Source organism: Rhodococcus sp. RDE2, from assembly GCF_020885655.1.
In the GTDB taxonomy this organism is placed as follows: domain Bacteria; phylum Actinomycetota; class Actinomycetes; order Mycobacteriales; family Mycobacteriaceae; genus Rhodococcus; species Rhodococcus pyridinivorans.
The window spans coordinates 3,713,313-3,736,582 of record NZ_AP025186.1 but is presented as its reverse complement, the minus strand read 5'-3'; the positions used below and the strand labels follow the sequence as shown (position 1 = coordinate 3,736,582).

General features: G+C 69.6%; 20 protein-coding genes. 14 read left to right on the top strand and 6 right to left on the bottom strand.

Features of this window, described 5'->3' with window-relative positions; translation table 11 throughout:
• Positions 1-76 precede the first annotated feature (76 nt).
• Positions 77-1,687 carry a chaperonin GroEL gene (groL, locus tag LPH33_RS17460; RefSeq protein WP_088897630.1) on the top strand — a complete coding sequence of 537 codons (1,611 nt, stop codon included), beginning with the start codon at positions 77-79 and terminating at the stop codon, positions 1,685-1,687.
• Positions 1,688-1,920: 233 nt separating this feature from the next.
• Here groL and LPH33_RS17455 read toward each other — a convergent pair whose 3' ends face one another.
• Complete coding sequence (locus tag LPH33_RS17455; RefSeq protein WP_006550073.1) at positions 1,921-2,214, bottom strand: WhiB family transcriptional regulator; 294 nt, start codon at positions 2,212-2,214, stop codon at positions 1,921-1,923.
• A gap of 523 nt (positions 2,215-2,737) precedes the next feature.
• Between LPH33_RS17455 and LPH33_RS17450 the strand changes: the two genes are divergently transcribed.
• The 3 genes from LPH33_RS17450 (at position 2,738) to LPH33_RS17440 (ending at position 5,448) form a co-directional block, all read left to right on the top strand.
• Positions 2,738-3,673 carry a hypothetical protein gene (locus LPH33_RS17450; RefSeq protein WP_016690946.1) on the top strand — a complete coding sequence of 312 codons (936 nt, stop codon included), beginning with the start codon at positions 2,738-2,740 and terminating at the stop codon, positions 3,671-3,673.
• A 127-nt stretch (positions 3,674-3,800) separates the two neighbouring features.
• Complete coding sequence (locus LPH33_RS17445) at positions 3,801-4,379, top strand: sigma-70 family RNA polymerase sigma factor (protein WP_019288580.1); 579 nt, start codon at positions 3,801-3,803, stop codon at positions 4,377-4,379.
• Positions 4,372-5,448: an anti-sigma-D factor RsdA gene (locus tag LPH33_RS17440; protein ID WP_229565263.1), complete on the top strand. Its 1,077-nt coding sequence runs from the start codon at positions 4,372-4,374 to the stop codon at positions 5,446-5,448. Before LPH33_RS17445 ends, LPH33_RS17440 begins: the two co-directional genes overlap by 8 nt.
• A 110-nt stretch (positions 5,449-5,558) precedes the next feature.
• Here LPH33_RS17440 and LPH33_RS17435 read toward each other — a convergent pair whose 3' ends face one another.
• Entirely contained in the window at positions 5,559-5,969 is a 411-nt protein-coding gene (locus tag LPH33_RS17435) for a DUF5319 domain-containing protein (protein ID WP_006550077.1), read from the bottom strand.
• A 260-nt stretch (positions 5,970-6,229) separates the two neighbouring features.
• On the opposite strand from LPH33_RS17435, the gene guaB reads away from it, so the two are divergent.
• From guaB to guaA, 4 genes are all read left to right on the top strand, one after another.
• On the top strand, positions 6,230-7,753 hold the full coding sequence (guaB, locus tag LPH33_RS17430) for an IMP dehydrogenase (RefSeq protein WP_026060895.1): 1,524 nt from the start codon (positions 6,230-6,232) through the stop codon (positions 7,751-7,753).
• A 71-nt stretch (positions 7,754-7,824) separates the two neighbouring features.
• Positions 7,825-8,958 carry a GuaB3 family IMP dehydrogenase-related protein gene (locus tag LPH33_RS17425; protein ID WP_016690950.1) on the top strand — a complete coding sequence of 378 codons (1,134 nt, stop codon included), beginning with the start codon at positions 7,825-7,827 and terminating at the stop codon, positions 8,956-8,958.
• Between the two features lie 181 nt (positions 8,959-9,139).
• Positions 9,140-10,864, top strand: coding sequence for a GMC oxidoreductase (locus LPH33_RS17420; protein WP_160874386.1), 1,725 nt, complete (start codon positions 9,140-9,142; stop codon positions 10,862-10,864).
• Between the two features lie 67 nt (positions 10,865-10,931).
• Positions 10,932-12,506, top strand: a complete 1,575-nt coding sequence (gene guaA, locus LPH33_RS17415; RefSeq protein WP_145693352.1) for a glutamine-hydrolyzing GMP synthase — start codon at positions 10,932-10,934, stop codon at positions 12,504-12,506.
• Positions 12,507-12,680: 174 nt separating this feature from the next.
• Here guaA and LPH33_RS17410 read toward each other — a convergent pair whose 3' ends face one another.
• Both LPH33_RS17410 and LPH33_RS17405 read right to left on the bottom strand, forming a co-directional pair.
• Entirely contained in the window at positions 12,681-12,914 is a 234-nt protein-coding gene (locus LPH33_RS17410) for a hypothetical protein (protein WP_229565261.1), read from the bottom strand.
• Positions 12,907-14,454, bottom strand: a complete 1,548-nt coding sequence (locus LPH33_RS17405; protein WP_229565259.1) for a PspC domain-containing protein — start codon at positions 14,452-14,454, stop codon at positions 12,907-12,909. Before LPH33_RS17405 ends, LPH33_RS17410 begins: the two co-directional genes overlap by 8 nt.
• Before the next feature lie 97 nt (positions 14,455-14,551).
• Here LPH33_RS17405 and LPH33_RS17400 point away from each other — a divergent pair, with 97 nt between their 5' ends.
• Positions 14,552-15,874: an ATP-binding protein gene (locus tag LPH33_RS17400; RefSeq protein WP_229565257.1), complete on the top strand. Its 1,323-nt coding sequence runs from the start codon at positions 14,552-14,554 to the stop codon at positions 15,872-15,874.
• The gene (locus tag LPH33_RS17395; RefSeq protein WP_120279934.1) at positions 15,871-16,557 is read left to right on the top strand and encodes a response regulator; all 687 of its coding nucleotides are present in this window, start codon (positions 15,871-15,873) and stop codon (positions 16,555-16,557) included. The genes LPH33_RS17400 and LPH33_RS17395 overlap by 4 nt, the downstream gene beginning before the upstream one ends.
• 94 nt (positions 16,558-16,651) lie before the next feature.
• Here LPH33_RS17395 and LPH33_RS17390 read toward each other — a convergent pair whose 3' ends face one another.
• A complete protein-coding gene (locus LPH33_RS17390) occupies positions 16,652-17,800 on the bottom strand; it encodes a serine/threonine-protein kinase (protein ID WP_081314853.1) in 1,149 nt (382 codons plus the stop codon).
• Positions 17,801-18,073: 273 nt separating this feature from the next.
• Between LPH33_RS17390 and LPH33_RS17385 the strand changes: the two genes are divergently transcribed.
• The 4 genes from LPH33_RS17385 to LPH33_RS17370 are packed head-to-tail and all read left to right on the top strand — an operon-like array spanning position 18,074 to position 22,130.
• Positions 18,074-18,835, top strand: a complete 762-nt coding sequence (locus LPH33_RS17385; RefSeq protein WP_229568377.1) for a DNA recombination/repair protein RecA — start codon at positions 18,074-18,076, stop codon at positions 18,833-18,835.
• Positions 18,832-20,412 carry a DNA polymerase Y family protein gene (locus LPH33_RS17380; protein ID WP_229565255.1) on the top strand — a complete coding sequence of 527 codons (1,581 nt, stop codon included), beginning with the start codon at positions 18,832-18,834 and terminating at the stop codon, positions 20,410-20,412. The genes LPH33_RS17385 and LPH33_RS17380 overlap by 4 nt, the downstream gene beginning before the upstream one ends.
• A 15-nt stretch (positions 20,413-20,427) precedes the next feature.
• Complete coding sequence (locus LPH33_RS17375; protein WP_160874376.1) at positions 20,428-21,204, top strand: alpha/beta fold hydrolase; 777 nt, start codon at positions 20,428-20,430, stop codon at positions 21,202-21,204.
• An 11-nt stretch (positions 21,205-21,215) separates the two neighbouring features.
• On the top strand, positions 21,216-22,130 hold the full coding sequence (locus tag LPH33_RS17370) for an exodeoxyribonuclease III (RefSeq protein WP_229565253.1): 915 nt from the start codon (positions 21,216-21,218) through the stop codon (positions 22,128-22,130).
• Positions 22,131-22,154: 24 nt separating this feature from the next.
• Here the strand turns inward: LPH33_RS17370 and LPH33_RS17365 are convergent, their stop codons facing one another.
• Positions 22,155-23,261 (bottom strand): alcohol dehydrogenase catalytic domain-containing protein, encoded by a 1,107-nt coding sequence (locus tag LPH33_RS17365; protein ID WP_229565251.1) that lies wholly within the window; start codon positions 23,259-23,261, stop codon positions 22,155-22,157.
• Positions 23,262-23,270: the final 9 nt, after the last annotated feature.

Here is a 23,270-nt window from a genome sequence, read left to right as displayed (position 1 = left end):
TCCGCCCCGGTGTCCCGTTTCGGACCCGGGGCGGAATACGTTGGGGAACATCCGAGTCCAGGAGTAGTCGCAGAACATGTCCAAGCAAATCGAGTTCAACGAGACCGCGCGCCGGGCTCTCGAGCGCGGTGTCGACCAGCTGGCCGACGCCGTCAAGGTGACGCTCGGCCCGCGTGGCCGGCACGTCGTGCTCGCCAAGGCATTCGGTGGTCCCACCGTCACGAACGACGGTGTGAGCATCGCCCGTGAGATCGAGCTGGAGGATCCGTTCGAGAACCTCGGCGCCCAGCTCGTCAAGAGTGTCGCGACCAAGACCAACGACGTCGCGGGTGACGGCACCACCACCGCGACCGTTCTCGCCCAGGCGCTGGTCAAGGCCGGCCTGAAGAACGTTGCCGCAGGCGCCAATCCGATCTCGCTCGGAGCCGGTATCGCCCAGGGTGCGGACAAGGTGAGCGAGGCACTGCTCGCGTCCGCCACTCCCGTCGAGGGCAAGACCGCCATCGCGCAGGTCGCCACCGTGTCCTCGCGCGACGAGGAGATCGGCGAGATGGTCGGCGAGGCGCTGACCCGCGTGGGGAAGAACGGTGTCGTCACCGTCGAGGAATCCTCCACGCTGCACACCGAACTGGTCGTCACCGAGGGCGTGCAGTTCGACAAGGGCTTCCTGTCGCCCTACTTCATCACCGACATCGACGCGCAGGAAGCCGTCCTCGAGGACGCGCTCGTCCTGCTGTACCGCGAGAAGATCAGCTCGCTTCCCGACTTCCTCCCGCTCCTCGAGAAGATCGCAGAGTCCGGCAAGCCGGTCCTGATCATCGCCGAGGACATCGAGGGCGAGCCGCTGTCGACCCTCGTGGTCAACGCGATCCGCAAGACCCTCAAGGCCGTTGCCGTCAAGGCCCCGTACTTCGGCGACCGCCGGAAGGCCTTCCTCGAGGATCTCGCCGTCGTCACCGCGGGTACGGTCATCAACTCCGATCTGGGTCTGTCCCTCAAGGAGGCCGGACTCGACCTGCTCGGTTCGGCCCGCCGCGTCGTCGTCACCAAGGACAGCACCACGATCGTCGACGGTGCCGGCACGGCCGAGGACATCGAGGCACGCGCCGCCCAGCTGCGTCGCGAGATCGAGGCCACCGAGTCCGACTGGGACCGCGAGAAGCTCGAAGAGCGTCTGGCGAAGCTCGCCGGTGGCGTCGCCGTCATCCGCGTGGGTGCTGCAACCGAGACGGACCTCAAGGAGCGCAAGTTCCGCGTCGAGGACGCCGTCAATGCCGCGAAGGCGGCCATCGAGGAGGGCATCGTCCCCGGTGGTGGTTCGGCTCTCGTTCAGGCCTCGCGCGCGCTCGAGGAGCTCCAGGCGTCCCTCTCCGGCGACGCCGCCACGGGCGTCGCCGCGCTGCGCACCGCGCTCACCGCGCCGCTGTACTGGATCGCCACGAACGCCGGCATCGACGGTGCGGTGGTCGTGAGCAAGGTCGAGGAGACGGGTAAGGGTTTCAACGCCGCGACCCTCTCCTACGGCGACCTCGTCGCCGAGGGCGTCGTCGACCCGGTGAAGGTGACGCGCTCCGCCGTCGTCAACGCTGCGTCGGTGGCACGCATGGTGCTCACCACCGAGAGCGCCGTCGTCGACAAGCCGGAAGAAGAGGCCGAGGCCGGGCACGGCCACGGTCACGCGCACTGAGCGACAGGTCAGGGCCGCGGACCCGCCGCCCGGCGGGTCCGTAGGTCGAGCCGGACGTGAAAGTCGTTCCGGACGGCACGAATACAGCGAGGCCCCGCAAGGAATGTTCGCATTCCCTGCGGGGCCTTCGTCGTATCGACGCATCTCCTCCAACCGACCTCCCGGTCGTACCGTCACGGTCGTGTCGACATGGTCACGACCGTGACGGTGTCATCACGGGGCGGGTGACCGCCTCACACAGCGACCTTCCGCCGTCGTTGCCTCGTGTACATCTCCCGCTCGGTCTCCGACATGCCGCCCCAGATGCCGTACGGCTCGGCGACGGCGAGGGCGTGGTCGCGGCAACGGGCCAGCACGGGGCAGGTGCGGCACAGCTCCTTCGCGCGGTTCTCCCGCTGGGCGCGGGCACGACCGCGCTCTCCGTCGGGGTGGAAGAACACCGAGGAGTCCACACCACGACACTTACCGTGCATCTGCCAATCCCAGAGGTCCGCGTTGGGGCCGGGCAGTGTGTGTGGTGCAGGCATGTGGCACTCCTTTGCAGCAAGCTCGCGTGAGTTGTGCGAGCGGACCGTGGACACATCGGGATTCCCGCTGTGATCCGAATCAAACAAACTCACCGTAGGATCTGTATCGATTCGTCGTCAATATTTTCGATGAGTGGGATAGTCCATAACCGAACGGCCAAGATTTAACCGCGGAAATATTTACTTTCGTGAGGAGTCGTGCCTGTGCGCTGCGGGCGGGGGTGATCCGCGGTATTCTCCGCTCCCGACGTGGGTAGAAGGTCCCTTACTCGCTGGTAACCCGGCCTTTCGGCGGCCGGATGTGGCTCCGACTCGGGCTCGGAGGGCAGGGGCGGCACCCTACATGCACCACGCATGTTTTAACGCGATGTTTAACAAAATGTTCGGAAATGTCTTCTGTGCATCCTGCGTTCCAATCGTCGAGACTATTTGCGCTCACGGTGATAATTTCTCTCCGACAAATGCCCGGCGTCGGCCCGGAGCCCCGCGTATCGCCGGTATCCGCTGGTGCGATGATTCCGCGATGGCACCTTCCGACGCCCGCCGGCACACGGCACCGACACCGTCCGACCGCCACGCGATCCTGGTCGCCGCGGCCTTCGGGCCGACCCCGGGGGCACATCCGCTCCCTGCGGCGCACGGACCCGAACAGAATTGGTTGCGGGCCGTCGCGCTCGGTGGGCAGGGGCGTTACGCCGCTGCGCGGGCCGAGCTGACTCGAGTGCGTGGCACCGGAGGAGCGTGGTCGTCGTTCGGAGCGAGCACCGAGGCCTCCCTCCTCCGTCAGCTGGGTGGGCATCGTGCCGCCGCAGTGCTGGACGGACGCGCTCTCGTAGAGGCGGGGTCGCTGCGAACCGGCTCCGGGAACACTGTCGCCGCACGCGACTCCGACACTGTCGCCGCATCGCGCGACGCGGATGCTGTCGCTGCATGGTGCGACGCTGCCACGGGGTTGGCGGCCGATGCGCTCGGGCGGGGCCGTCTCGCGGTGTGCGGGTCGCTCCTCGACCGATGCGCAGCCGCACTCGACGCTGCCGAATCGGAAGCGGGGGAGAAGGCCTTCGTGCGGCAGCGGATCCGTCTCGCGTGGGTCGGGGCCGAATCCGCTCTCGCGGCAGGCGACTTCACCCGTGCTCGCAGCCGGGCGGACCGCGCGGTGGAACTCGCGGACGGATTCGGATCGATCCGGCACTCCGTGAAGTCCGACCTCGTGCGGGCGGCCTCTCTGACCGGACTGCCCGACCACGGTCCGGCCGTGGAACAGGCCGCCGACGTCCTCACGCGCGCGGAGGAACACGGACTGGTTCCGTTGCAATGGGCCGCGGCGATGCTCCTCGACGGACTCGGAGAGGGTGATGCGGGTCGCGTCCGTGATCTCGATGCGGGTCGCGTCCGTGATATCTGCGCGACCACCATCGTCGGGCGTGGGGGCCGGTTCGTGACCTCGTCCGCCTGCTGAGTTCCACTCGCGCGCGGGGGGTGACCCGACCGGTCGGTCGTTGTAGTTACTCTGGGGGTGTTCCACGGTCAGGTGGAAGCCCGCCCGGGGGGTGGTGCCGTCTGTAACGCCAGGACTTGCGCAATCGATGACTGTTATGGGTGAGGAGTTGGACTCCGCGGTTGCTGCGGCTGCGCAAGGCGACCGGGCGGCTCTCGCTCAGGTTCTTGCAAGTGTCCGGCCCCTCGTCGTGCGGTACTGCCGCGCACGGGTCGGATCTGCAGAGCGCGGCCAGCTCTCTGCAGACGACGTTGCACAGGAGGTGTGCCTGGCCGTGATGACCGCTCTGCCGAGATATCAGGACCAAGGCCGCCCCTTCATGGCGTTCGTGTACGGGATCGCTGCTCACAAGGTCGCCGACGCGCACCGAAGTGCGGCCCGCAACCGCGCGGAACCCGTGGCGGATGTGCCGGAGGTGATGTCGCTCGACGACAGCCCCGAGGAATACGCGATCAACTCCGAGGCGGGCCGGCAGATGAAGCAGCTGCTGGGCATCCTCCCGGAGAAGCAGCGCGAGATCCTCATCCTCCGTCTCGTCATGGGATTGTCGGCCGAAGAGACGGCCGCAGCAGTGGGAAGTACTGCAGGAGCGATCAGGGTGGCCCAGCACCGGGCCATCGCGAGACTCAAGAAGGAAGTCACGAGAGCAGGTGAGCGGAATGGGTAGGGGGCGTTTCTCGGGCGACGGCTTCGACGACGAGTTTCCCGACGACGAAACCTCCGTGGACCTCGCCGCCGTGCGTCGTGACGACGCGCTGATCGATGCGATCTCCGGTAACGGGCTCGTCGAGACGAAGGGCAACGAGGAGTACGAACTCGCCACTCTGCTCGCCGATTGGCGTGCAGAGATCCTCGCCGAACCGATGCCCGCCGGCCCCGACCTCGACGAAGTGGTCGCCGCCGTCCACCGGGAACTGGGAACACGGGAAACGCTCGCTCCGGCCCCGGAGGTCACCCCTCTGCGCCCGAGATCGAAGGGGCAACTCCGGTTGCTCCGTCCGCTCGCAGGTGCAGCAGCGCTCGTCGCCGTCGCCGTCGGCAGCGCGACCGCCGTGTCCTACGGCGCCGAGCCCGGCGACCCGTTGTGGGGCGTCAAGCAGGTCGTGTTCAGTGAGCAGGCGCAATCCACCGAGGCCCGGATCGACACCACATCGACCCTGGAGCGTGCCGAACAACTCATCGCCGAGGGCAACACGGAGGAAGCACGTGAGTTGCTGACGTCCGCGGAGTCCCGTTCGGGCGACGTCCGGGACGCGGAGGAGCGCGATGCGCTCGGCGACTGGGTGCAACGCCTCGCCGAGGAACTCGGCCGGTTGGTGCCGCAGGTGCCTCCGCCGCCTGCGGTACCGGTGGCACCCGAGGTTCCGGTGGTTCCCGGTGCCGTCGTGCCCCCGCCGGTCACGACGCCCGGCACCGAAGGGCAGCAGCCCGCTCCCACGACGGGCACCGGCACGGGCACCACCGCGCCGCCGACGTCGTCGACGACCGTGGATCCGACCATCCTGCAGGCGCCGCCGCCGGTGACCGGCACGTCCGCGCCGTCGCAGACCGCGCCGCCGCCGTCGTCGTCGTCCAGCACGCAGCCGTCACCTGCGCCGAGCGAACCGCCGCCGCCGGCGACGTCGGAGTCCCAGACCCCTGCACCCACCACGACCGCGTCGTCGCCGCGGTCGACGCAGGACGGGCCGGCCGCCGATATGGCACCGGCGTCGCTCACGACGCCGGAAGGCGAGTAGAAGCAACGAGAGAACGGGCCCGGCAGCAGATGCTGCCGGGCCCGTTCTCTCGTTGAAGTGCCGTGATGCGTGGTTCGCGGTGGGCTGAGGAATTCAGGAATCCAGGGGACTCAGGAATCCAGACCGTAGGGGTCGACGGGAAGAGCCTCGTTCATGGACGCGTCCGCGTAGCCGCGGCAGTAGTCCCAGGTGACGTAGGCGTCGGGGGACGGATCGAAGGCCGGCTCGTGCGGTCTGACGGTGCCGTCGACGAGCAGCTGCAGCAGGTTCGCCCGCAGCATGTCCCAGTCGTGGTAGTGGTCCTGGTGGCAGTCCTCGCAGCACACGACGAGTCCGCGGACGCCGCGGGGAGCCAGCAGCGCCTCGTAGACGGCCAGGTCTGCGAGGTCCTCTTCCACCGCGAGCCGCTCCGCAGGATCCAGGGGCTGGCCCGGTTCGATCGCGTCCAGTGCTGCGGACGGATCGTCGGGGTCTCCTGCGAACGGGTCCGGTGGGAGTCCGGGAGGCAACTGATCACGCACGACTCCACGGTACGCAGACCGAGGGGGTCTGCGCCAGCGGTCGCCAGGGGACACGCCGTGAAATCACACGAGGTGATGTGACGAACATCGGGGAACAGGGTGGGAGCCGAGCTTGTTCCCCGGAACAGATAACATGAATGGGTGCGTGCCGCTCTCCAACCGCCCGTCGGTGCGACGAGCGTGCACAGCCTTCATTCATTCCCGCTGCCGGACGGTTCTGCCGTCCGCTCCCATCGACTGTCACGGAGGGTCCGAACCGCATGAGTAGTACCGGAGGGCGCGTGCACACCGGCGGTGACGACCCGAACAAGGTCGCAATGCTGGGTCTGACCTTCGACGACGTGCTGCTGCTTCCCGCGGCTTCCGACGTCGTCCCGAGTCAGGTCGACACGTCGAGCCAGCTCACCCGCGAGATCCGCCTGCGGATCCCGCTGGTCAGCTCCGCGATGGACACCGTCACCGAGTCCCGCATGGCCATCGCGATGGCCCGGGCCGGTGGCATGGGCGTGCTGCACCGCAACATGCCCACCGAGGTGCAGGCCGCGCAGGTCGAGACCGTCAAGCGGTCGGAGGCCGGCATGGTCACCGATCCCGTCACCTGCAAGCCGACCGACACGCTGGCCGAGGTCGACGCGAAGTGTGCGCGATTCCGCATCTCGGGTCTGCCGGTCACCGACGACGAGGGTCAGCTCGTCGGCATCATCACCAACCGCGACATGCGGTTCGAGGTCGACCAGAACCGCCCGGTCGCCGAGGTCATGACGAAGGCTCCGCTGGTCACGGCCCGCGAAGGCGTCACCGCCGAGGCCGCGCTCGGTCTCCTGCGTCGCCACAAGATCGAGAAGCTGCCGATCGTCGACGGTCAGGGCAAGCTCACCGGCCTGATCACCGTCAAGGACTTCGTCAAGACCGAGCAGCACCCCAACGCCACGAAGGACCGCGACGGCCGTCTGCTCGTCGGCGCTGCTGTGGGTGTCGGCGACGACTCCTGGACCCGCGCCATGACGCTGGTCGACGCCGGAGCCGACGTCCTCGTCGTCGACAGCGCCCACGGCCACTCGGCCAACGTGCTGTCGATGATCTCCAAGCTCAAGAGCGAGGTCGGCGACCGCGTGCAGATCATCGGCGGCAACGTCGCGACCCGCGCGGGCACCGAGGCGCTCATCGGCGCGGGTGTCGACGCGGTCAAGGTCGGTATCGGCCCCGGCTCGATCTGCACCACGCGTGTCGTCGCGGGTGTCGGCGCGCCGCAGATCACGGCGATCCTCGAAGCGTCCACGGTGGCGCGCGCCCACGGCGTGCCGGTCATCGCCGACGGCGGTATGCAGTTCTCCGGCGACGTCGCCAAGGCCCTGGCGGCCGGTGCGTCCACCGCGATGCTCGGTTCGCTGCTCGCCGGCACCACCGAGTCCCCGGGTGAGTTGATCCTGGTGAACGGCAAGCAGTTCAAGAGCTACCGCGGCATGGGTTCGCTCGGTGCGATGCAGAGCCGTGGCGAGGCCAAGTCGTACTCGAAGGACCGCTACTTCCAGGACGACGTGCTCTCCGAGGACAAGCTCGTGCCCGAGGGCATCGAGGGACGCGTGCCGTTCCGCGGCCCGCTGCAGCAGGTCACGCACCAGCTCATCGGTGGTCTGCGCGCAGCGATGGGCTACACCGGCGCGACGACGATCGAGCAGCTGCAGGAGGCACAGTTCGTGCAGATCACCGCCGCCGGCCTCAAGGAGAGCCACCCGCACGACATCACGATCACCGCCGAGGCACCGAACTACGTGGTCCGGTAGTTTTCGCGTCCGCAGCAGGGTCCCGTTCCGAGTAGGGCGGGAGCATCGTCCAAGAGGAGAAAGGGGCGCGCGTGCGCGACCTCGTTGAAATCGGCATGGGTCGCACGGCCCGACGTACGTACGAGCTGGGCGACGTCGACATCGTCCCGTCGCGCCGGACGCGTTCGTCGAAGGAGGTGTCGACGGCCTGGCAGATCGACGCCTACCGTTTCGACATCCCGGTGCTGGCGCACCCCACCGACGCGCTGGTGTCGCCCACCTTCGCGATCGAGTTGGGCAAGGCCGGCGGTCTCGGCGTCATCAACGGCGAGGGCCTGTGGGGTCGTCATGCCGATGTCGACGCCGTCGTCACCCGTCTCGCGGAGATCGCGAGCACGGATCCGCGTGCGGCCGTCCGCTACCTGCAGGAACTGCATGCGGCTCCGCTGCAGGGCGATCTGCTGGCCGCGGCCGTCGCACAGGTGCGGGATGCGGGTGTCACCACCGCGGTCCGCGTCAGCCCGCAGAACGCGCGCGCCCTCACACCCGAGCTCGTCAAGGCGGGCATCGATCTCCTCGTCGTCCAGGGCACCATCATCTCGGCCGAGCACGTGGCCCACGGTGAGGACGAGCCGCTGAACCTCAAGACGTTCATCTCGGAGCTCGATGTGCCGGTCATCGCCGGTGGCGTCAGCGACCACCGCACCGCGCTGCACCTGATGCGCACGGGTGCGGCCGGTGTCATCGTCGGCTTCGGCTCCACGAAGCAGGCGACCACCACGTCCTCCTCGCTCGGCATCGGCATCCCGATGGCCACGGCCATCGCCGACGCCGCTGCGGCCCGGCGCGACTACCTCGACGAGACCGGGGGCCGCTACGTCCACGTGCTCGCCGACGGCGACATCGAGAATGCCGGCGACCTCGCGAAGGCGATCGCGTGCGGGGCCGACGCGGTCGTGCTCGGCGCGCCCCTGGCTCTCGCCGAGGAGGCCGCGGGCAAGGGCTGGTACTGGCCGTCCGTGGCCGGGCATCCGTCGATGCCGCGCGGCGCGGCCGTCCGGGTCGCCGAGGACGGACGACCGGGCCTCGGCCGGGTGCTGTTCGGCCCGTCCGACGACCCGTCGGGCTCGCTCAATCTCGTGGGCGGTCTGCGTCGATCGATGGCGAAGGCCGGCTACTCCGATCTGAAGGAATTCCAGAAGGTCGGTCTGTCGGTCCGCGGATAAGGACCTTCCCGGTACATTCCGATGGCCGGTCACAGCGTCGCAGGACGCGGTGACCGGCCATCGGCATTTTCACCCTTCGTTTTCGTGCAACTCCACGTAACGGGTAGAGTCGGGGCTGTGCCTGTAGTCACACCGCCGAGGTGCATACTGGCCGGTAACAACTCTCGTCGCTGGAGGTTCCATGGGTAAGCAACGGGTCACGGACTACGACGTCCTGATCGTCGGATCGGGTTTCGGTGGAAGCGTCACGGCGTTGCGCCTCGTGGAGAAGGGTTACAAGGTCGGCGTTCTCGAGGCCGGTCGCCGCTACGCCGACGCCGACTTCGCGAAGACCAGCTGGGACCTGCGCCGCTTCCTCTGGGCACCGAAGTTCGGTTGCTTCGGCATCCAGCGCGTGCACCTGCTGCGCGACTGCCTGATCCTCGCCGGTGCCGGCGTGGGCGGAGGGTCGCTGAACTACGCGAACACCCTGTACAAGCCTCCGGCGCCGTTCTTCGAGGACCGCCAGTGGGCGCACATCACCGACTGGCAGGACGAACTGAGCCCGTACTACGACCAGGCGAAGCGGATGCTCGGCGTGGTGCAGTACGGCCGGATGACCGACGCCGACAAGGTGATCAAGTCGGTGGCCGACGACATGGGAGTCGGCGAGACCTTCATCCAGACGCCCGTGGGCGTGTTCTTCGGCGAACCCGGCCGCACGGTCGCCGACCCCTACTTCGGTGGTGTGGGCCCCGACCGCACCGGCTGCATCGAGTGCGGCGAGTGCATGACGGGATGCCGCCACGGCGCCAAGAACACCCTGGTGAAGAACTATCTGGGTCTCGCCGAGCGGGCGGGAGCCGAGATCGTCCCGCTGACCACCGTCACCGATCTCCGTCAGGTCGCCGACGGCACCTGGGACGTGATCACCGAACGGACCGGCGCGTGGGTCCGCAAGCGGCGGCGCACCTACACGGCCGCGCACGTCGTCCTCGCTGCCGGAACGTGGGGCACGCAGCACCTGCTGCACCATCTCAAGGACACCGGTGCGCTGCCCGAACTGTCCGACAAGGTCGGCGAACTGACCCGCACCAACTCCGAATCGATCGTCGGTGCCGGGAAGATGAGGATCGACCCCGATCTGAAGCTCACCGACGGTGTCGCGATCACCTCGTCGTTCCATCCCACCCCCGACACGCACATCGAGCCCGTGCGGTACGGCAAGGGATCGAACGCGATGGGCCTGCTGCAGACGCTCATGACCGACGGCGACGGACGCACTCCCCGCTGGGTGAAGTTCCTCGGGCAGGTCGCGCGGAACCCCGTGAAGATGCTGCGGATGCTCTCGGTGCACCGATGGAGCGAGCGCACCATCATCGCGCTGGTGATGCAGAACCTCGACAACTCCATCACCACCTACACGACCAAGGGTCTGTTCGGCCGTCGCAAGGTCACCAGCAAGCAGGGCCACGGACAGCCGAATCCCACCTGGATCCCGGCCGGCAACGAGGCCACGCGTCGCATCGCCGAGAAGATCGACGGTGTCGCGGGCGGCACGTGGGGTGAGATCTTCAACATTCCGCTCACCGCACACTTCCTCGGCGGTGCCGTGATCGGATCCGATCGCGACCACGGGGTGATCGATCCGTACCACCGCGTCCACGGCTACCCGACGCTGAGCGTCGTCGACGGGGCCGCGGTCTCCGCGAACCTCGGCGTGAACCCCTCGCTCACCATTGCGGCGCAGGCCGAACGCGCTGCGTCGTTGTGGCCCAACAAGGGTGAGGACGACCAGCGCCCCGAGCAGGGGCAGCCCTACCGTCGTGTCGCGCCGGTCGAACCGAAGAACCCGGTGGTGCCCGTCGACGCGCCCGGTGCGTTGCGACTGCCGGTCGTCGAGGTCAAGCACAGCGGCGTCGCGTAGCGACCCGGAAACGATCGGATGAGCGGCCGCGTCGGGAACACCCGGCGCGGCCGCTTAGACTGTTCGGGTGTCGTCGCAAAGCCAGCAGTCCAGACCGGTCGTCGTCGTCGATTTCGGAGCTCAGTACGCGCAGCTGATCGCTCGGCGCGTTCGTGAGGCCAACGTCTACTCGGAGGTCGTGCCGCACACGGCCGGTGTCGAGGAGATCGCGGCGAAGAATCCGCGCGCAGTGGTGCTGTCCGGTGGCCCCGCCAGCGTGTACGAGGAGGGCGCACCGCGCCTCGATCCTTCTCTGTTCGATCTCGACGTCCCCGTCTTCGGCATCTGCTACGGCTTCCAGGCGATGGCGCAGGCGCTCGGCGGCACGGTCGCGCACACCGGCTCGCGCGAGTACGGTCGCACCGAACTGTCGGTGTCCGGAGGTGTGCTGCACGACGGCCTGCCCGAGACGCAGCCCGTGTGGATGAGCCACGGCGACGGCGTCACCGAGGCTCCCGAGGGCTTCGAGGTCACGGCCACCAGCGCCGGCGCCCCGGTCGCGGCGTTCGAGGACCGCGCCCGCCGCCTCGCCGGTGTCCAGTACCACCCCGAGGTGCTGCACTCGCCCCACGGCCAGCAGGTGCTGAGCCGGTTCCTGCACGACATCGCCGGGATCCCGGGCGACTGGACCGCAGCGAACATCGCCGACGCGCTCGTCGAACAGGTCCGTGAGCAGATCGGCGACGGCCGTGCCATCTGCGGCCTGTCCGGTGGTGTCGACTCCGCCGTGGCGGCAGCGCTGGTGCAGCGCGCCATCGGCGACCGTCTGACCTGTGTGTTCGTCGACCACGGCCTCATGCGTGAGGGCGAACGGCAGCAGGTCGAGAAGGACTTCGTCGCCGCGACGGGTGCCCGCCTGGTCACCGTCGACGCGTCCGAGACCTTCCTGCGCGAGCTCGCCGGTGTCACCGATCCCGAGACCAAGCGCAAGATCATCGGCCGCGAGTTCATCCGTTCCTTCGAGGGCGCGGTCTCCGAGGTGCTCGGCGAGGGTGCCGACAAGGGCGAGACCGTGAAGTTCCTCGTGCAGGGCACCCTGTACCCGGACGTCGTGGAGTCCGGCGGCGGTTCCGGCACCGCGAACATCAAGAGCCACCACAACGTCGGTGGACTTCCCGAGGACCTCGAATTCGAGCTCGTCGAGCCGCTGCGCCTGCTGTTCAAGGACGAGGTGCGCGCGGTCGGACGTCAGCTCGGCCTGCCCGAGGAGATCGTCGGCCGCCAGCCGTTCCCCGGCCCCGGCCTCGGCATCCGCATCATCGGTGAGGTCACCCGCGACCGCCTCGAGATCCTGCGCCGCGCCGACTCGATCGCCCGCGAGGAGCTCACCTCCGCCGGCCTCGACGGACAGATCTGGCAGTGCCCGGTCGTGCTGCTCGCCGACGTCCGCAGCGTGGGCGTGCAGGGCGACGGCCGCACCTACGGACACCCGATCGTGCTGCGTCCGGTCTCCAGCGAGGACGCGATGACCGCCGACTGGACGCGCCTGCCCTACGAGACTCTCGAGCGGATCTCCACCCGCATCACCAACGAGGTGGCGGAGGTCAACCGAGTGGTGCTCGACGTGACGAGCAAGCCCCCGGGAACGATCGAGTGGGAGTGATCCTCACTCGCGTGTGACCGAGTGGGAGTGATCCTCACTCGCGTGTGACCGAGTGGGAGTGATCCTCACTCGCGTGTGACTGCGTGGGAGTGATCCTCGCTCGCCGGAAGCGGTGAGACGACGAACGTCCCCCGGACCGATCAGGTCCGGGGGACGTCGCGTAGGTGGGGGTGGTTACCTCCGGCGGGTGGGGAGGAAGACCAGCACCGCTCCGATCAGCAGGGCCGCGCCCACCAGGACCCATCCGAGGTTGACGGCGGCGAGGAACTCGACGGAGAACGGCCCGATCATGGCCCATCCGCTCACGACCAGCGCTGCCAGTGCGGCGAGCAGGAGCAGGAGCGACGGTCCCTTGCGGGTGCGCTCGGTCCGATCCTCGGTGTGTGTTCCGGTTTCGTGATCAGCCACGATGCACCTCCAGAGATCCGAATTCCATGTTCGCGTTCAGGTCCAGGACCGGCCCGTCGTCGACTCCGTCGGCGCCGCCGTCGATGCCGGGGGCGGGGCATCCCCTGATCTCACCGGGGCCGACCGTGCAGTCGGCGCGGACGTCCAGGTTCTCCGGCAACAGCACCTCGACGCTGCCGAACCGGCCGTCGACCTGCACGGTGCGGTCCTCGGTGAGTTCGAGTCCCCGCAGGTCGAGGGTCATCGCCCCGAACTGGAAGCTGTACTCGGACTCGAGCTGGTCGGTGCTGGTCGGTGCCCAGGTGCGGTCGCCCCAGTTCGAGGTGTCGACCGGTCCGGCGATCGAGGCGAGGACGACGAATCCCAGCAGGGGGCCGGTGACGACGAGCAGTCCGTGACCACGGTGCAGGAACGCGCCGATCAGCAGGCCCAGACCGACGACCGCGAGGGCCACAGCGCCCACCCGGGCGGGGGTCACCCAGGCCAGGTCGGCGGCGGCACCGAGCGCGCCGGTCACCGCAGCGGCGATCACGGCCAGGCCGAGGACCGTCGTGGTCAGGCGCGAACGCCTGTTCGTGACGACCGCGGGTTCGTGCTTCGGCGCCGGTTCGGGCAGATCCCACGCGAACGGGGCGACCCCGAGGGGATCCCATGCCGGCGGTGCCGAACGGTGGGGCGAGAGTGCGTTGACATCCGGGAGCGGAACGTCGGTGTCCGTGCGGTCGGTGTCCTTGCGTAGGTCGGGCATCGGGGACGTCTTCCTCTCCGTCGTCTCGGTGGGCGCTGTGGCGTCGGTGCCCGAGGCAGGGGTATCGGTGCCCGAGGCAGGGGTATCGGTGCCCGAGGCAGGGGTATCGGTGCCCGAGGCGGGGGTGTCGGTGCCCGAGGCGTCGGTGGTGTTCACGACCTCCGTCGCATCGGTGGTCTGCGCAGGCGGGGTTGTCTCCGTGCCTGCTGTCTCCCCGCCCGGTGTCGTCGTGGCCGCCGGACCCGCGTGCATGTTCCATGCACCGGTGTGTGCGCCCCACGGGGAGCAGTACGAGTTCGTCACCGGGGGCTGAGGAAAGGCCGCCTGGGTGGGGAAAGACGTTCCTTCGGGGGCCGGCAGCACCGGCGGTTCGGGACGCCGCTGATAGAGCAGCCACCAGCCGCCGAGCAACAGGAGCGTTCCGATGAATCCGGAACCACCCGAACCCGCCCCCACCGGTCCGATGGCGCCCGCCGCGATCGCCAGGGCCACGAGGATTACGACGACCTTGGTGGTCGAGTCCGAGCTCGCGCCCCGCCCGACGAGCGATTCGAGCGGAGAGACCTGGTCGCCGTGGCGGGGAAACATCAGCCAGGCAGCCAGATAGAGGACGAGACCGCCACCGCCGAACAGCGCCGACGCGACGAAGACGACACGGATCAGCACGGGATCGACGCCGTAGCGCACTCCGATACCCGAGCACACACCCGCGATGTGCCCCCCCTTCGGCAGACGCACGGGGCGGGTCCGCCACATGTCCGCCACCTGGTCCTGAAAGCTCCTCGTGTCCATGGCACCCATCCTGCTGGGCTTCCGCGCGCGGCACATCAGGGACCGACCCTGATTTCCGAGGGCCCGATCGGAACCCGGACATCAGGGTTCGTCCCCGATGCCGGGCCGGCGATCGCCGTGCCAGTATCGAGGTGTGCAACCGGTACCTGGACTACCCGTGACCGTTCCCCGCCTCGAACGGCGGGTGGGCGGTCGCATCGTGGGCGGTGTGGCCGGTGGCGTCGCCGACCATCTCGGCATCGACGCCACCAAGGTGAGGGTCGCGTTCACGGTGCTCGCCGCCCTCGGCGGCTTCGGGATCGCGGCCTACGGCCTGCTGTGGATGTTCGTGCCCCCCGGCTCCGACACCGATCGCCCCACCGGCCCCGAACGTCGCCGTGCCATCGGTCTCGCCTTCATGGGTATCGGGCTGGCGGTGGGTCTTTCGTGGCTGTTCAGTGGTGGTGCCGCCGGCGTGGTGCTGCCGATCGTCGTGGTGGTCGTCGGTGCGGCGCTCGTGTGGCGTGAATTCGACGTCGAAGGCCCCCGATCGGTGCTCGGGCTGCCCGCGCATCCGACGGTCCTCACGTGGGCTCGCGTACTCGGCGGCCTGACCCTCGTAGTCACCGGACTCGGGGTGATGGTCATCGCGCAGGTCGACGTCGCGGCGCTGCGCTCGTCGCTGGTCGCCGTGGTGGTCACGCTGGTCGGCGCGGCCCTGCTGTCGGTGCCGCTGTGGATCCGGATGTGGCGTGCCCTCGAGACCGAGCGTGCCGCCCGGGTGCGCAACGAGGAGCGCGAGGAGATCGCGTCGCACCTGCACGACTCGGTGCTCCAGACCCTCGCGCTCATCCAGAAGCAGGCCGGCGACCAGCAGGAGGTCGTGCGACTGGCACGCAGCCAGGAACGCGAACTGCGCCGCTGGCTGTTCGGCGGGGACGAGACGCCGAGCACCTCGCTCGCCGAGACGCTGCGCACCATCGCCGGTGAGGTGGAGGACCAGTACGGCCTGTCCGTCCAACCCGTCATCGTCGGCGACGTCGCGCCGGACGACAGCGATCTGACCCCCGAGGCCGCGACCGCCGTGCTCGGCGCGACCCGCGAGGCTCTCGTCAACGCCGCCAAGCACGCCGGGGTGGACAGCGTCGACCTCTTCGCGGAGGTGGAACCGCATCAGGTGAGCGTGTTCGTGCGCGATCGCGGCGTCGGATTCGATCCCGACGAGGTGCCGGCCGATCGGCAGGGTCTGGCCAAGTCCATCCGGGCGCGCATCGAACGTCGCGGCGGCCGGACGGTCGTGAAGTCGAGTCCCGGAAAGGGAACCGAGGTGCGCATCCATGTGCCGCGCGCCGGCCGTACGGAGACCGAACGCGAACAGGACACCGAGTCGACCTTAGAGTGGGGGGTGAACGACCCCCACCCCGAGGAGCAGACACAGTGACTTCGATTCCGGCGACATCGTCCGATGCCACCGAGAACAACCGTCCCTATCGTGTCTTCCTGGTGGACGACCACGCCGTCTTCCGCTCCGGAGTGCGCACCGAACTGGGGCGCGAGGCCGACATGGAGATCGTCGGCGAAGCCGGGGGAGTCGCCGAGGCCGTCGCCGGGATCGAGGCGACCAAACCGGATGTCGTGCTCCTCGACGTCCACATGCCCGACGGTGGTGGCGTCGCCGTCCTCCAGCGGATCCCGGACGGTCCGGTGTGCCTGGCGCTCAGTGTGTCCGACGCGGCCGAGGACGTCATCGCCGTCATCCGCGCCGGGGCCCGCGGGTACGTGACGAAGACGATCTCCGGTCCGGATCTGGCCGACGCCGTCCGGCGGGTCGCCGGGGGAGACGCCGTGTTCAGTCCGCGTCTGGCCGGTTTCGTGCTCGACTCGTTCACCGGCCGGTCGGCCGCGCCGGAACCGCCCCTCGATCCCGAACTCGACTCGCTGACCCCACGGGAACTCGAGGTGCTGCGCCTGCTCGCTCGCGGCTACACCTACCGCGAGATCGCCGAGGAACTCGTGATCTCGGTGAAGACCGTCGAGACGCACGCGTCGAACGTGTTGCGCAAGACGCAGCAGTCGAACCGCAACGCGCTGACCCGTTGGGCACACCGGCGACGCATCGACTGAGCGTGACCGGTGCTCGTCGTGCCGATGCCGGCGGCGTGCAGTTCTCGTCGCTCGCGCGCAGAATTGCCGACGAGAACTGCGCAGCCGGGGCGGGTCAGACGACCAGCGCGATGATGACGGCGACGAGCAGCGCCACCAGGATCACCGCGACCATCGCCGCCATCGCCAGGGGCGCATAGGCGACGATGCGGTCCTGCGGGTTGTCGGGCACGGGGCCCTTCGGGAGCAGACGGTCGAGCAGATCCGCCGGGGCGAAACCCTTCGCCGACTTCTTCGGACCACCGGCGGCCTGCGTCGCGGCACCGAGTGGCCGGTCGACGAAGGAACCACGGGGACGTGCGGGTTCGGCGAAGTGCGCGGAACGCTGTGCCCACGACGGGATCGTGCCGTCCTCGTTCTGGATGGGACGGCCGCGCAGGGCCGCCGCCGATCCGCCCGGTCCGAGGACCACGCGGGCGAGCAGATCGCGTGCCTGCGCCATCGTCGGGCGTCGCGCCGGATCGGGCTGGAGCATCTCGAGCAGGGGCTCGGTGAGCGGACCGGTGTGCGTGGGCATAATGATCTCCGCCCGCGCGACCCGGTGCAGCAACGCGATCGAGTCGGTCTCGAAGCCGAAGGGCGGTTGCCCCTCCACCGCGGTGTAGAGGGTGGCGCCGAGCGAGAAGACGTCGCTGGCCTCGGTGGGGTCGTTGCCGCGCGCGACCTCGGGCGCGAAATAGGCGGGGGTGCCGATGATCACGCCGTCGGGGTCGTTGTCGCCCTTCGCGCGGGCGATGCCGAAGTCGCTGATCTTCACGATGCCGGCGTCGCGGCCGCGCTCGGCGATGAGGATGTTGCCGGGCTTGACGTCGCGGTGGACGATCCCAGCGGCGTGCGCGGCGGTCAGGGCGTCGGCGACATTCGCGCCGATCTGCGCCACCACGTACGGCGGGAGGGTGTCGACGACGTTCATCACCTGCGCCAGGCTGCGGGACGGCAGGTGCTCCATGACGAGCCACGGTTCGCCGTAGTGCAGAGCCATGTCGTACATCGAGATGGCGTGCTCGTGGGCGAGCTGGGCGGCGGCCCGGCCCTCCCGGAGCGCGCGGCGGCGGAGATCCTCGGCCTCGTCGGGATCGAGGTCTGCGGTGGAGATCACCTGCTTGACGGCGACGTCGCGGCCCAGACGGTTGTCGCGGGCGAGCCAGACGGCACCCATGCCGCCACCGCCGAGCTTGGAGTCGAGCCGATATCGACCGGCCACCAAGTGATCCGGCCCTACGGCCCGTCCTACCCACGCCTGCTCCGCCACTCGATCGAGAGTAGCCGATCGGAGGTGTTCGCCCCGGCCGAAAAACGTGTGAGCTGCACTGTAGTCACCGTCGGGGCGGTGCTTCCGGCTTGACGGGAAGGATTCGGGTCGGTTCTACTTGAGGAAGATCGAAAGTATGTTCGAATGGAGTGCGAGCCGGGCCACGACTTCCCCGTGGTCGGCCGGTCGTGTGTGTCAGGCGGCAGGCGGATGACAGGGGTGACAGTGGGCGAGGTGGCCGAATTTCCGGTGGACGACGAGGAAGCGGGTCGCGCGGAGCGGATCGAAGCGTTGCGACGTCGGATCGCGGCAGTGCCGGCGCGGGGCGAGGTTCAGTCCCTCGCGCGAGGCCGGGTCGAGGCCCCCTCCGACCGCATCCTGCCCGTCCCGGCACCGCTCGCGGAACTGTTGCCCCAGGGCGGACTGGTGCGCGGCAGCGTCGTCTCGGTGTCCGGCGCCACCTCCCTTCTCCTCGGGATGCTCGCGTCCGTGACGGCCGCCGGCGGGTACGCCGCCGTGATCGGTCAGCGCCGGCTGGGTCTGCTCGCCGCCGCGGAGATGGGAGCCCGTCTGCACCGGTTGGCCGTGATCCCCGATCCCGGACCGGATCCCGTGGAGATCGCCGCGGTGCTGCTCGACGGGATCGACCTGGTGGTGTTGGGGCTCGGTGGGGCATCGGTGCCGCCGTCCCGCGCTCGTGCGGTCGCCGCCCGGGCGCGGAACAAGCAGTCCGTCCTTGTAGTCACGGACGGTCGCTGGGAGGGTGCCCACGTGCGACTGGAGGCGCGGGTCGACGGTTATCGGGGTGTGGACGGTCCCGGCCGGGACCGGCTGTGCGCGACCCGCCTGTCGGTCCGGGCGCACGGGCGTGCGTTCCCTCCGCGCGCCACCCGCGTGGAGGTGTGCGCCGACCGCAGTGCCGTCGAGTGGGCGAGCGAGGAGCGGAATCGGCTGGAGGACGGGCGTTTCCGTAAAGCGGTCCGGTGAACGAATCGTCCTCTCTGCGGGCGTCCGCGCGGGTCGTGGCCCTCTGGTGCCCCGACTGGCCCGCGGTCGCCGCCGCCACCGCCGCGGAGTTGCCCGCGACCGTCCCGGTGGCGGTGGTCTCGGCGAATCGTGTCGTCGCCTGCTCGGCCTCGGCGCGGGCCGCGGGTGTCCGGCGCGCCCTGAGACGACGTGAGGCGCAGGCGCGCTGCCCGGAACTGCATGTGGCCCGCTCGGATCCCGACCTGGAAGCGCGGACGTTCGAGGCGGTGGTGGCCGCGATCGATGCGGTGGCCCCGGGCGTGGAGGTGCTGCGCCCGGGTCTGGTGATCCTCGCCGCGCGCGGTGTGGTCCGGTGGTTCGGTTCGGAGGAGGCCGCCGCGGAGGCCCTGATCGACGCGGTCGCCGCGACCGGCGTGGAATGTCAGGTCGGTGTCGCCGACGAGTTGTCCACAGCGGTCCTCGCCGCGCGCCGGAACGCGCTGGTCCCGACGGGGAGGGGCGCCGAGTTCCTGGCGCCGCTGCCCGTCTCGTATCTCGCGGTGGAACCGGCGCTGGCGGCTCCTCGGCGGGCCGACACGGTGGATCTGTTGCGTCGTCTCGGTATCCGCACCATCGGAGCGTTCGCCGCGTTGTCCTCGATCGATGTGGCCTCACGCTTCGACGCGGACGTCGTGGCTGCGCACCGGAGCGCGCGGGGGCTGCCGGAACGTCCCCCGTCGGGACGGCCGATCCCTCCGGACCTGACGGTCGAGCAGCCCTGCGACCCGCCGGTGGAGCGCGTCGACGCCGCGGCCTTCGCCGGTCGCGCACTGGCCGAACTGCTCCACACCCGGCTCGCGGCGGCGGGAGTCGCGTGCACGCGACTGCTCGTGACGGCACGCACCGGGGCCGGGGAGGAGCTCGCGCGCACCTGGCGCTGCGCCGAACCGCTCACCCCCGAGGGCACGGCCGATCGTGTGCGCTGGCAGCTCGACGGATGGCTCACCGGCCGCAACACGAACCGGCCCACGGCGGGAATCGTGCTGCTGCGTCTCGAACCGGTCGAGGTCGTCGCCGCCGGTGCGCTGCAACTCGGGTTGTGGGGCGGTGTCGGCGACGAGGACGAACGGGCACGTCGGGCGCTCGTCCGGGTGCAGGGCCTGCTCGGTGGGGACGCCGTCCGGATCGGGGTGCTCGGCGGCGGCCGGGGACCCACCGAACGGATCGTCCTCGTGCCCGTCGGCGACGAGGCGATACCGCACTCCGACCCGGACGCATCGTGGCCGGGCCGGCTCCCGCCCCCGGCTCCCGCACTGGTGTTGCACACACCTCCCGCGATCCGGCTGGACGACGACGTGGGAAATCCGGTCTCGGTGACCGAGCGCGGACTGCTCAGCGGGTCACCTGCTCGGCTGCGATGGGGAAGTCGCAGCTGGACGGTGATCGGATGGGCCGGTCCGTGGCCGGTGGACGAGTACTGGTGGGATCCGGCCGCGGCCCGGTGCGCCGCCCGTCTGCAGGTGCTGCTCGAGGAATCACGGGCCCTGCTGGTGTTCTTCGGTGCCGACGGCTGGCGGGTGGAGGGCGTCTACGACTGAGTAGGCTCGAGCATCATGAGATCTCCGGTCCTCACCGCCGCGCCGAACGGGGTCGCCCTCGCATATCGCGAGTTCGCACCCTCCGCTGCCGCCGCCCGTTCCGTGCCCGTACTGCTGGTGCACGGGATGGGTGGCGACGGGCGCACGTGGACCCGGTTCGCCGGAGCCCTGGTGAAGGCGGGCCGACGGGTGGTCACCGTCGACCTGCGCGGGCACGGACGCAGCGGCCGGGCCCCCTCGTACCGTTTCGGCGAGTTCGCCGCCGACGTCGCCGGCTTGTGCGCCCACCTCGACGTCGAGGCCGTCGATCTCGTCGGGCACTCGCTCGGCGGTCACGTGGGATCGCTGGTCGCGCAACAGAATCCCGGCCTCGTCCGACGGCTCGTCCTCGAGGAGACACCCCTGCCGCTGCGGGAGGGGGATCCGGTTCCGGAGGTGCCGGCCCACCGCCCGACTCCCGCGGAGCTGTGGCACGCCGCGACCAGCATGGCGCTCAACCCGCGCGCGGTCACCGCCTTCGACCGTTCGATGACACCGTCGGTCGTCGCCCAGTTCCACACGCCGAATCCGGTGTGGTGGCAGCACCTTCCGTCCCTCACCGCCCCCACCCTGCTGTTGCGCGGAGTGCGGCGCGGCAGCATGGTCGACCCGCGCCTGCTGACGGCGGCAGTCGAGGCGCTGCCTTCGGCATCCGTGCGGGAGGTCGGCTGCGGGCACAGCATCCATCGCGACCGTGCCCGCGATTTCGCGGCGGCGGTCGTCCCGTTCCTCACGGATCGAACGGTTGCCTAGACTGGACGATCGTGCGCATCGCGACCTTCAACATCAACGGAATCCGCGCCGCACAGCGACGCGGATTCGAGAACTGGCTGCATGAGCGCAACCCCGACGTAGTGGCCCTGCAGGAGGTACGTGCTCCGGCGGCCGCGATCCCGCAGGGTGTCTTCGGCAAGTACCACCTCGCCTACGACGAGGGCACCCTTCCCGGCCGCAACGGCGTCGGGATCCTGACCCTGCACGAACCCGCCGCCGTGCGCGCCTGGAGCGGCACCGCACTGCTGCGACTTCCCGGTGAGGAACACGTCGACCGGATCGAGTTCGATCGGGGACCGCTGGCTCGCGGACTGTCCGAATTCGCCCACGAGGGGCGGTACGTCGAGGTGGATCTCGCCGACGCGCCGATCACCGTGGCGTCGTTGTACCTGCCGAAGGGTGGGCTCCCGGCGCACCTCCAGAAGCCCGGGCGCATGCGCGACGAGCCGGACGGTGGGGTGCGTTACCAGCGCAAGATGCGGTTCCTGTCGGCCTTCGCCCGGCAGCTGACCCGTAGCCGGCTCGCGGCGCGCGCCCAGGGGCGGGAGTTCCTGATCATGGGTGACTTCAACGTCGCCCACACGCGTTACGACGTGCGCAACTGGCGGCGTCGCGGGCAGGCCGAGGGTTTCCTGCCCGAGGAACGCGCCTGGTTCGATTCGCTGCTGTCGCCGCGCACGCTCGTCGACGTCGTCCGCCGGCATCATCCCGAGGTCGACGGTCCCTACTCGTGGTGGTCGTGGCTGGGGGAGTCGTTCACCTCCGATTCAGGGTGGCGGATCGACTACCACCTCGCCACCCCGCGATTGGCCCGGACCGCGATCTCCGCAGGGACCGACCGCGATCCGGCGCCCGACCGGAGGATCAGCGATCACGCGCCGGTCGTCGTGGACTACGACATCTGAACCGACGGGGACATGGATGGATGTTCAGTCCATGGTGAGGATCTGACGGAGGGCGGTTCCGTCGGCCAGGGCGTCCATCGCCTCGTTGATCTGGTCCAGCGGCAGACGGTCGGTGACGAGCCGCTCGACCGGCAGTCGCCCCTCGCGCCACATGTCCACGAAGCGGGGGATGTCGCGGGCCGGGACGGCGGAGCCGAGATAGCTGCCCACCAGCGAGCGACCCTCGCCGACGAGAGCGGTGGGCGAGATCTCGAGCCGGGCGTCGGGCGCAGGTAGTCCGACGGTGATCGTGGTGCCTCCCGGTCCGGTGAGCGCGACCGCCGTGGTGAGCGCGGGCACGCTCCCCGCGGCCTCGATGACCAGTCGTGCCTTCACACCCTGTCCGACGGCCTCGTCCGGTGAGAGCACGAGTTGTGCTCCCAACGAGCGTGCCGTGTCGCGCTTGTCGGGGGAGGTGTCGACGGCGATCACGGTGACGTCGTCGTGGGCCAGCGCCACGAGCAGCGCGGCCATGCCGACTCCGCCGAGACCGACGACGACCAGCGTGTCCCCGGCCTGAGGACGAGCAGCATTGACGACCGCACCGCCACCGGTCAGCACGGCACAGCCCATCAGCGCGGCGACCTCGGCGGGGACGTCGTCGCCGACACCGACGAGCGACCGCGTGTCGACGACGGCGTGGGTCGCGAAGGCCGATGCTCCCAGGTGGTGGTGGACGTCGTTCCCGTCGCGGTGCAGCCGCCGGGCGCCCGACAGCAGGGTCCCCGCAACGTTCGCGGCCGATCCCGGGATGCAGGGGCGGATGCCGTTGCTCGCGCAGCCCTCGCATTCGCCGCAGCGGGGCATGAAGGTCATGACGACCCGCTCGCCGACGGAGAAGCCGGTGGTGTCGTCGCCGAGTTCGACGATGCGTCCGGCCGCTTCGTGCCCGAGGAGCATGGGCACCGGCCGGGGCCGGTTGCCGTCGACCACGGACAGATCGGAATGGCACACACCCGCGCATTCGATCTCGACCAGCGCCTCACCCAGTCCCGGTGGGTCGAGTTCGAGAAGGTCCACGCTGAGCGGGGTGGACTCCTCGTACCGGCGTCGACGTCCGATCTCCTCCAGGACTGCTCCGGTGATCTGCACGGGTCTCCC

Excerpts from the sequence above, each read along its gene's own strand:
- LPH33_RS17455 (WP_006550073.1), bottom strand. The coding sequence starts at position 2,214 with ATGCCTGCACCACACACACTGCCCGGCCCCAACGCGGACCTCTGGGAT.
- LPH33_RS17400 (WP_229565257.1), top strand. The coding sequence starts at position 14,552 with ATGCCGGGCCGGCGATCGCCGTGCCAGTATCGAGGTGTGCAACCGGTA.
- LPH33_RS17375 (WP_160874376.1), top strand. The coding sequence starts at position 20,428 with ATGAGATCTCCGGTCCTCACCGCCGCGCCGAACGGGGTCGCCCTCGCA.
- guaB (WP_026060895.1), top strand. The coding sequence starts at position 6,230 with ATGAGTAGTACCGGAGGGCGCGTGCACACCGGCGGTGACGACCCGAAC.
- groL (WP_088897630.1), top strand. The coding sequence starts at position 77 with ATGTCCAAGCAAATCGAGTTCAACGAGACCGCGCGCCGGGCTCTCGAG.
- LPH33_RS17405 (WP_229565259.1), bottom strand. The coding sequence starts at position 14,454 with ATGGACACGAGGAGCTTTCAGGACCAGGTGGCGGACATGTGGCGGACC.
- LPH33_RS17420 (WP_160874386.1), top strand. The coding sequence starts at position 9,140 with ATGGGTAAGCAACGGGTCACGGACTACGACGTCCTGATCGTCGGATCG.
- LPH33_RS17445 (WP_019288580.1), top strand. The coding sequence starts at position 3,801 with ATGACTGTTATGGGTGAGGAGTTGGACTCCGCGGTTGCTGCGGCTGCG.
- LPH33_RS17450 (WP_016690946.1), top strand. The coding sequence starts at position 2,738 with ATGGCACCTTCCGACGCCCGCCGGCACACGGCACCGACACCGTCCGAC.
- LPH33_RS17440 (WP_229565263.1), top strand. The coding sequence starts at position 4,372 with ATGGGTAGGGGGCGTTTCTCGGGCGACGGCTTCGACGACGAGTTTCCC.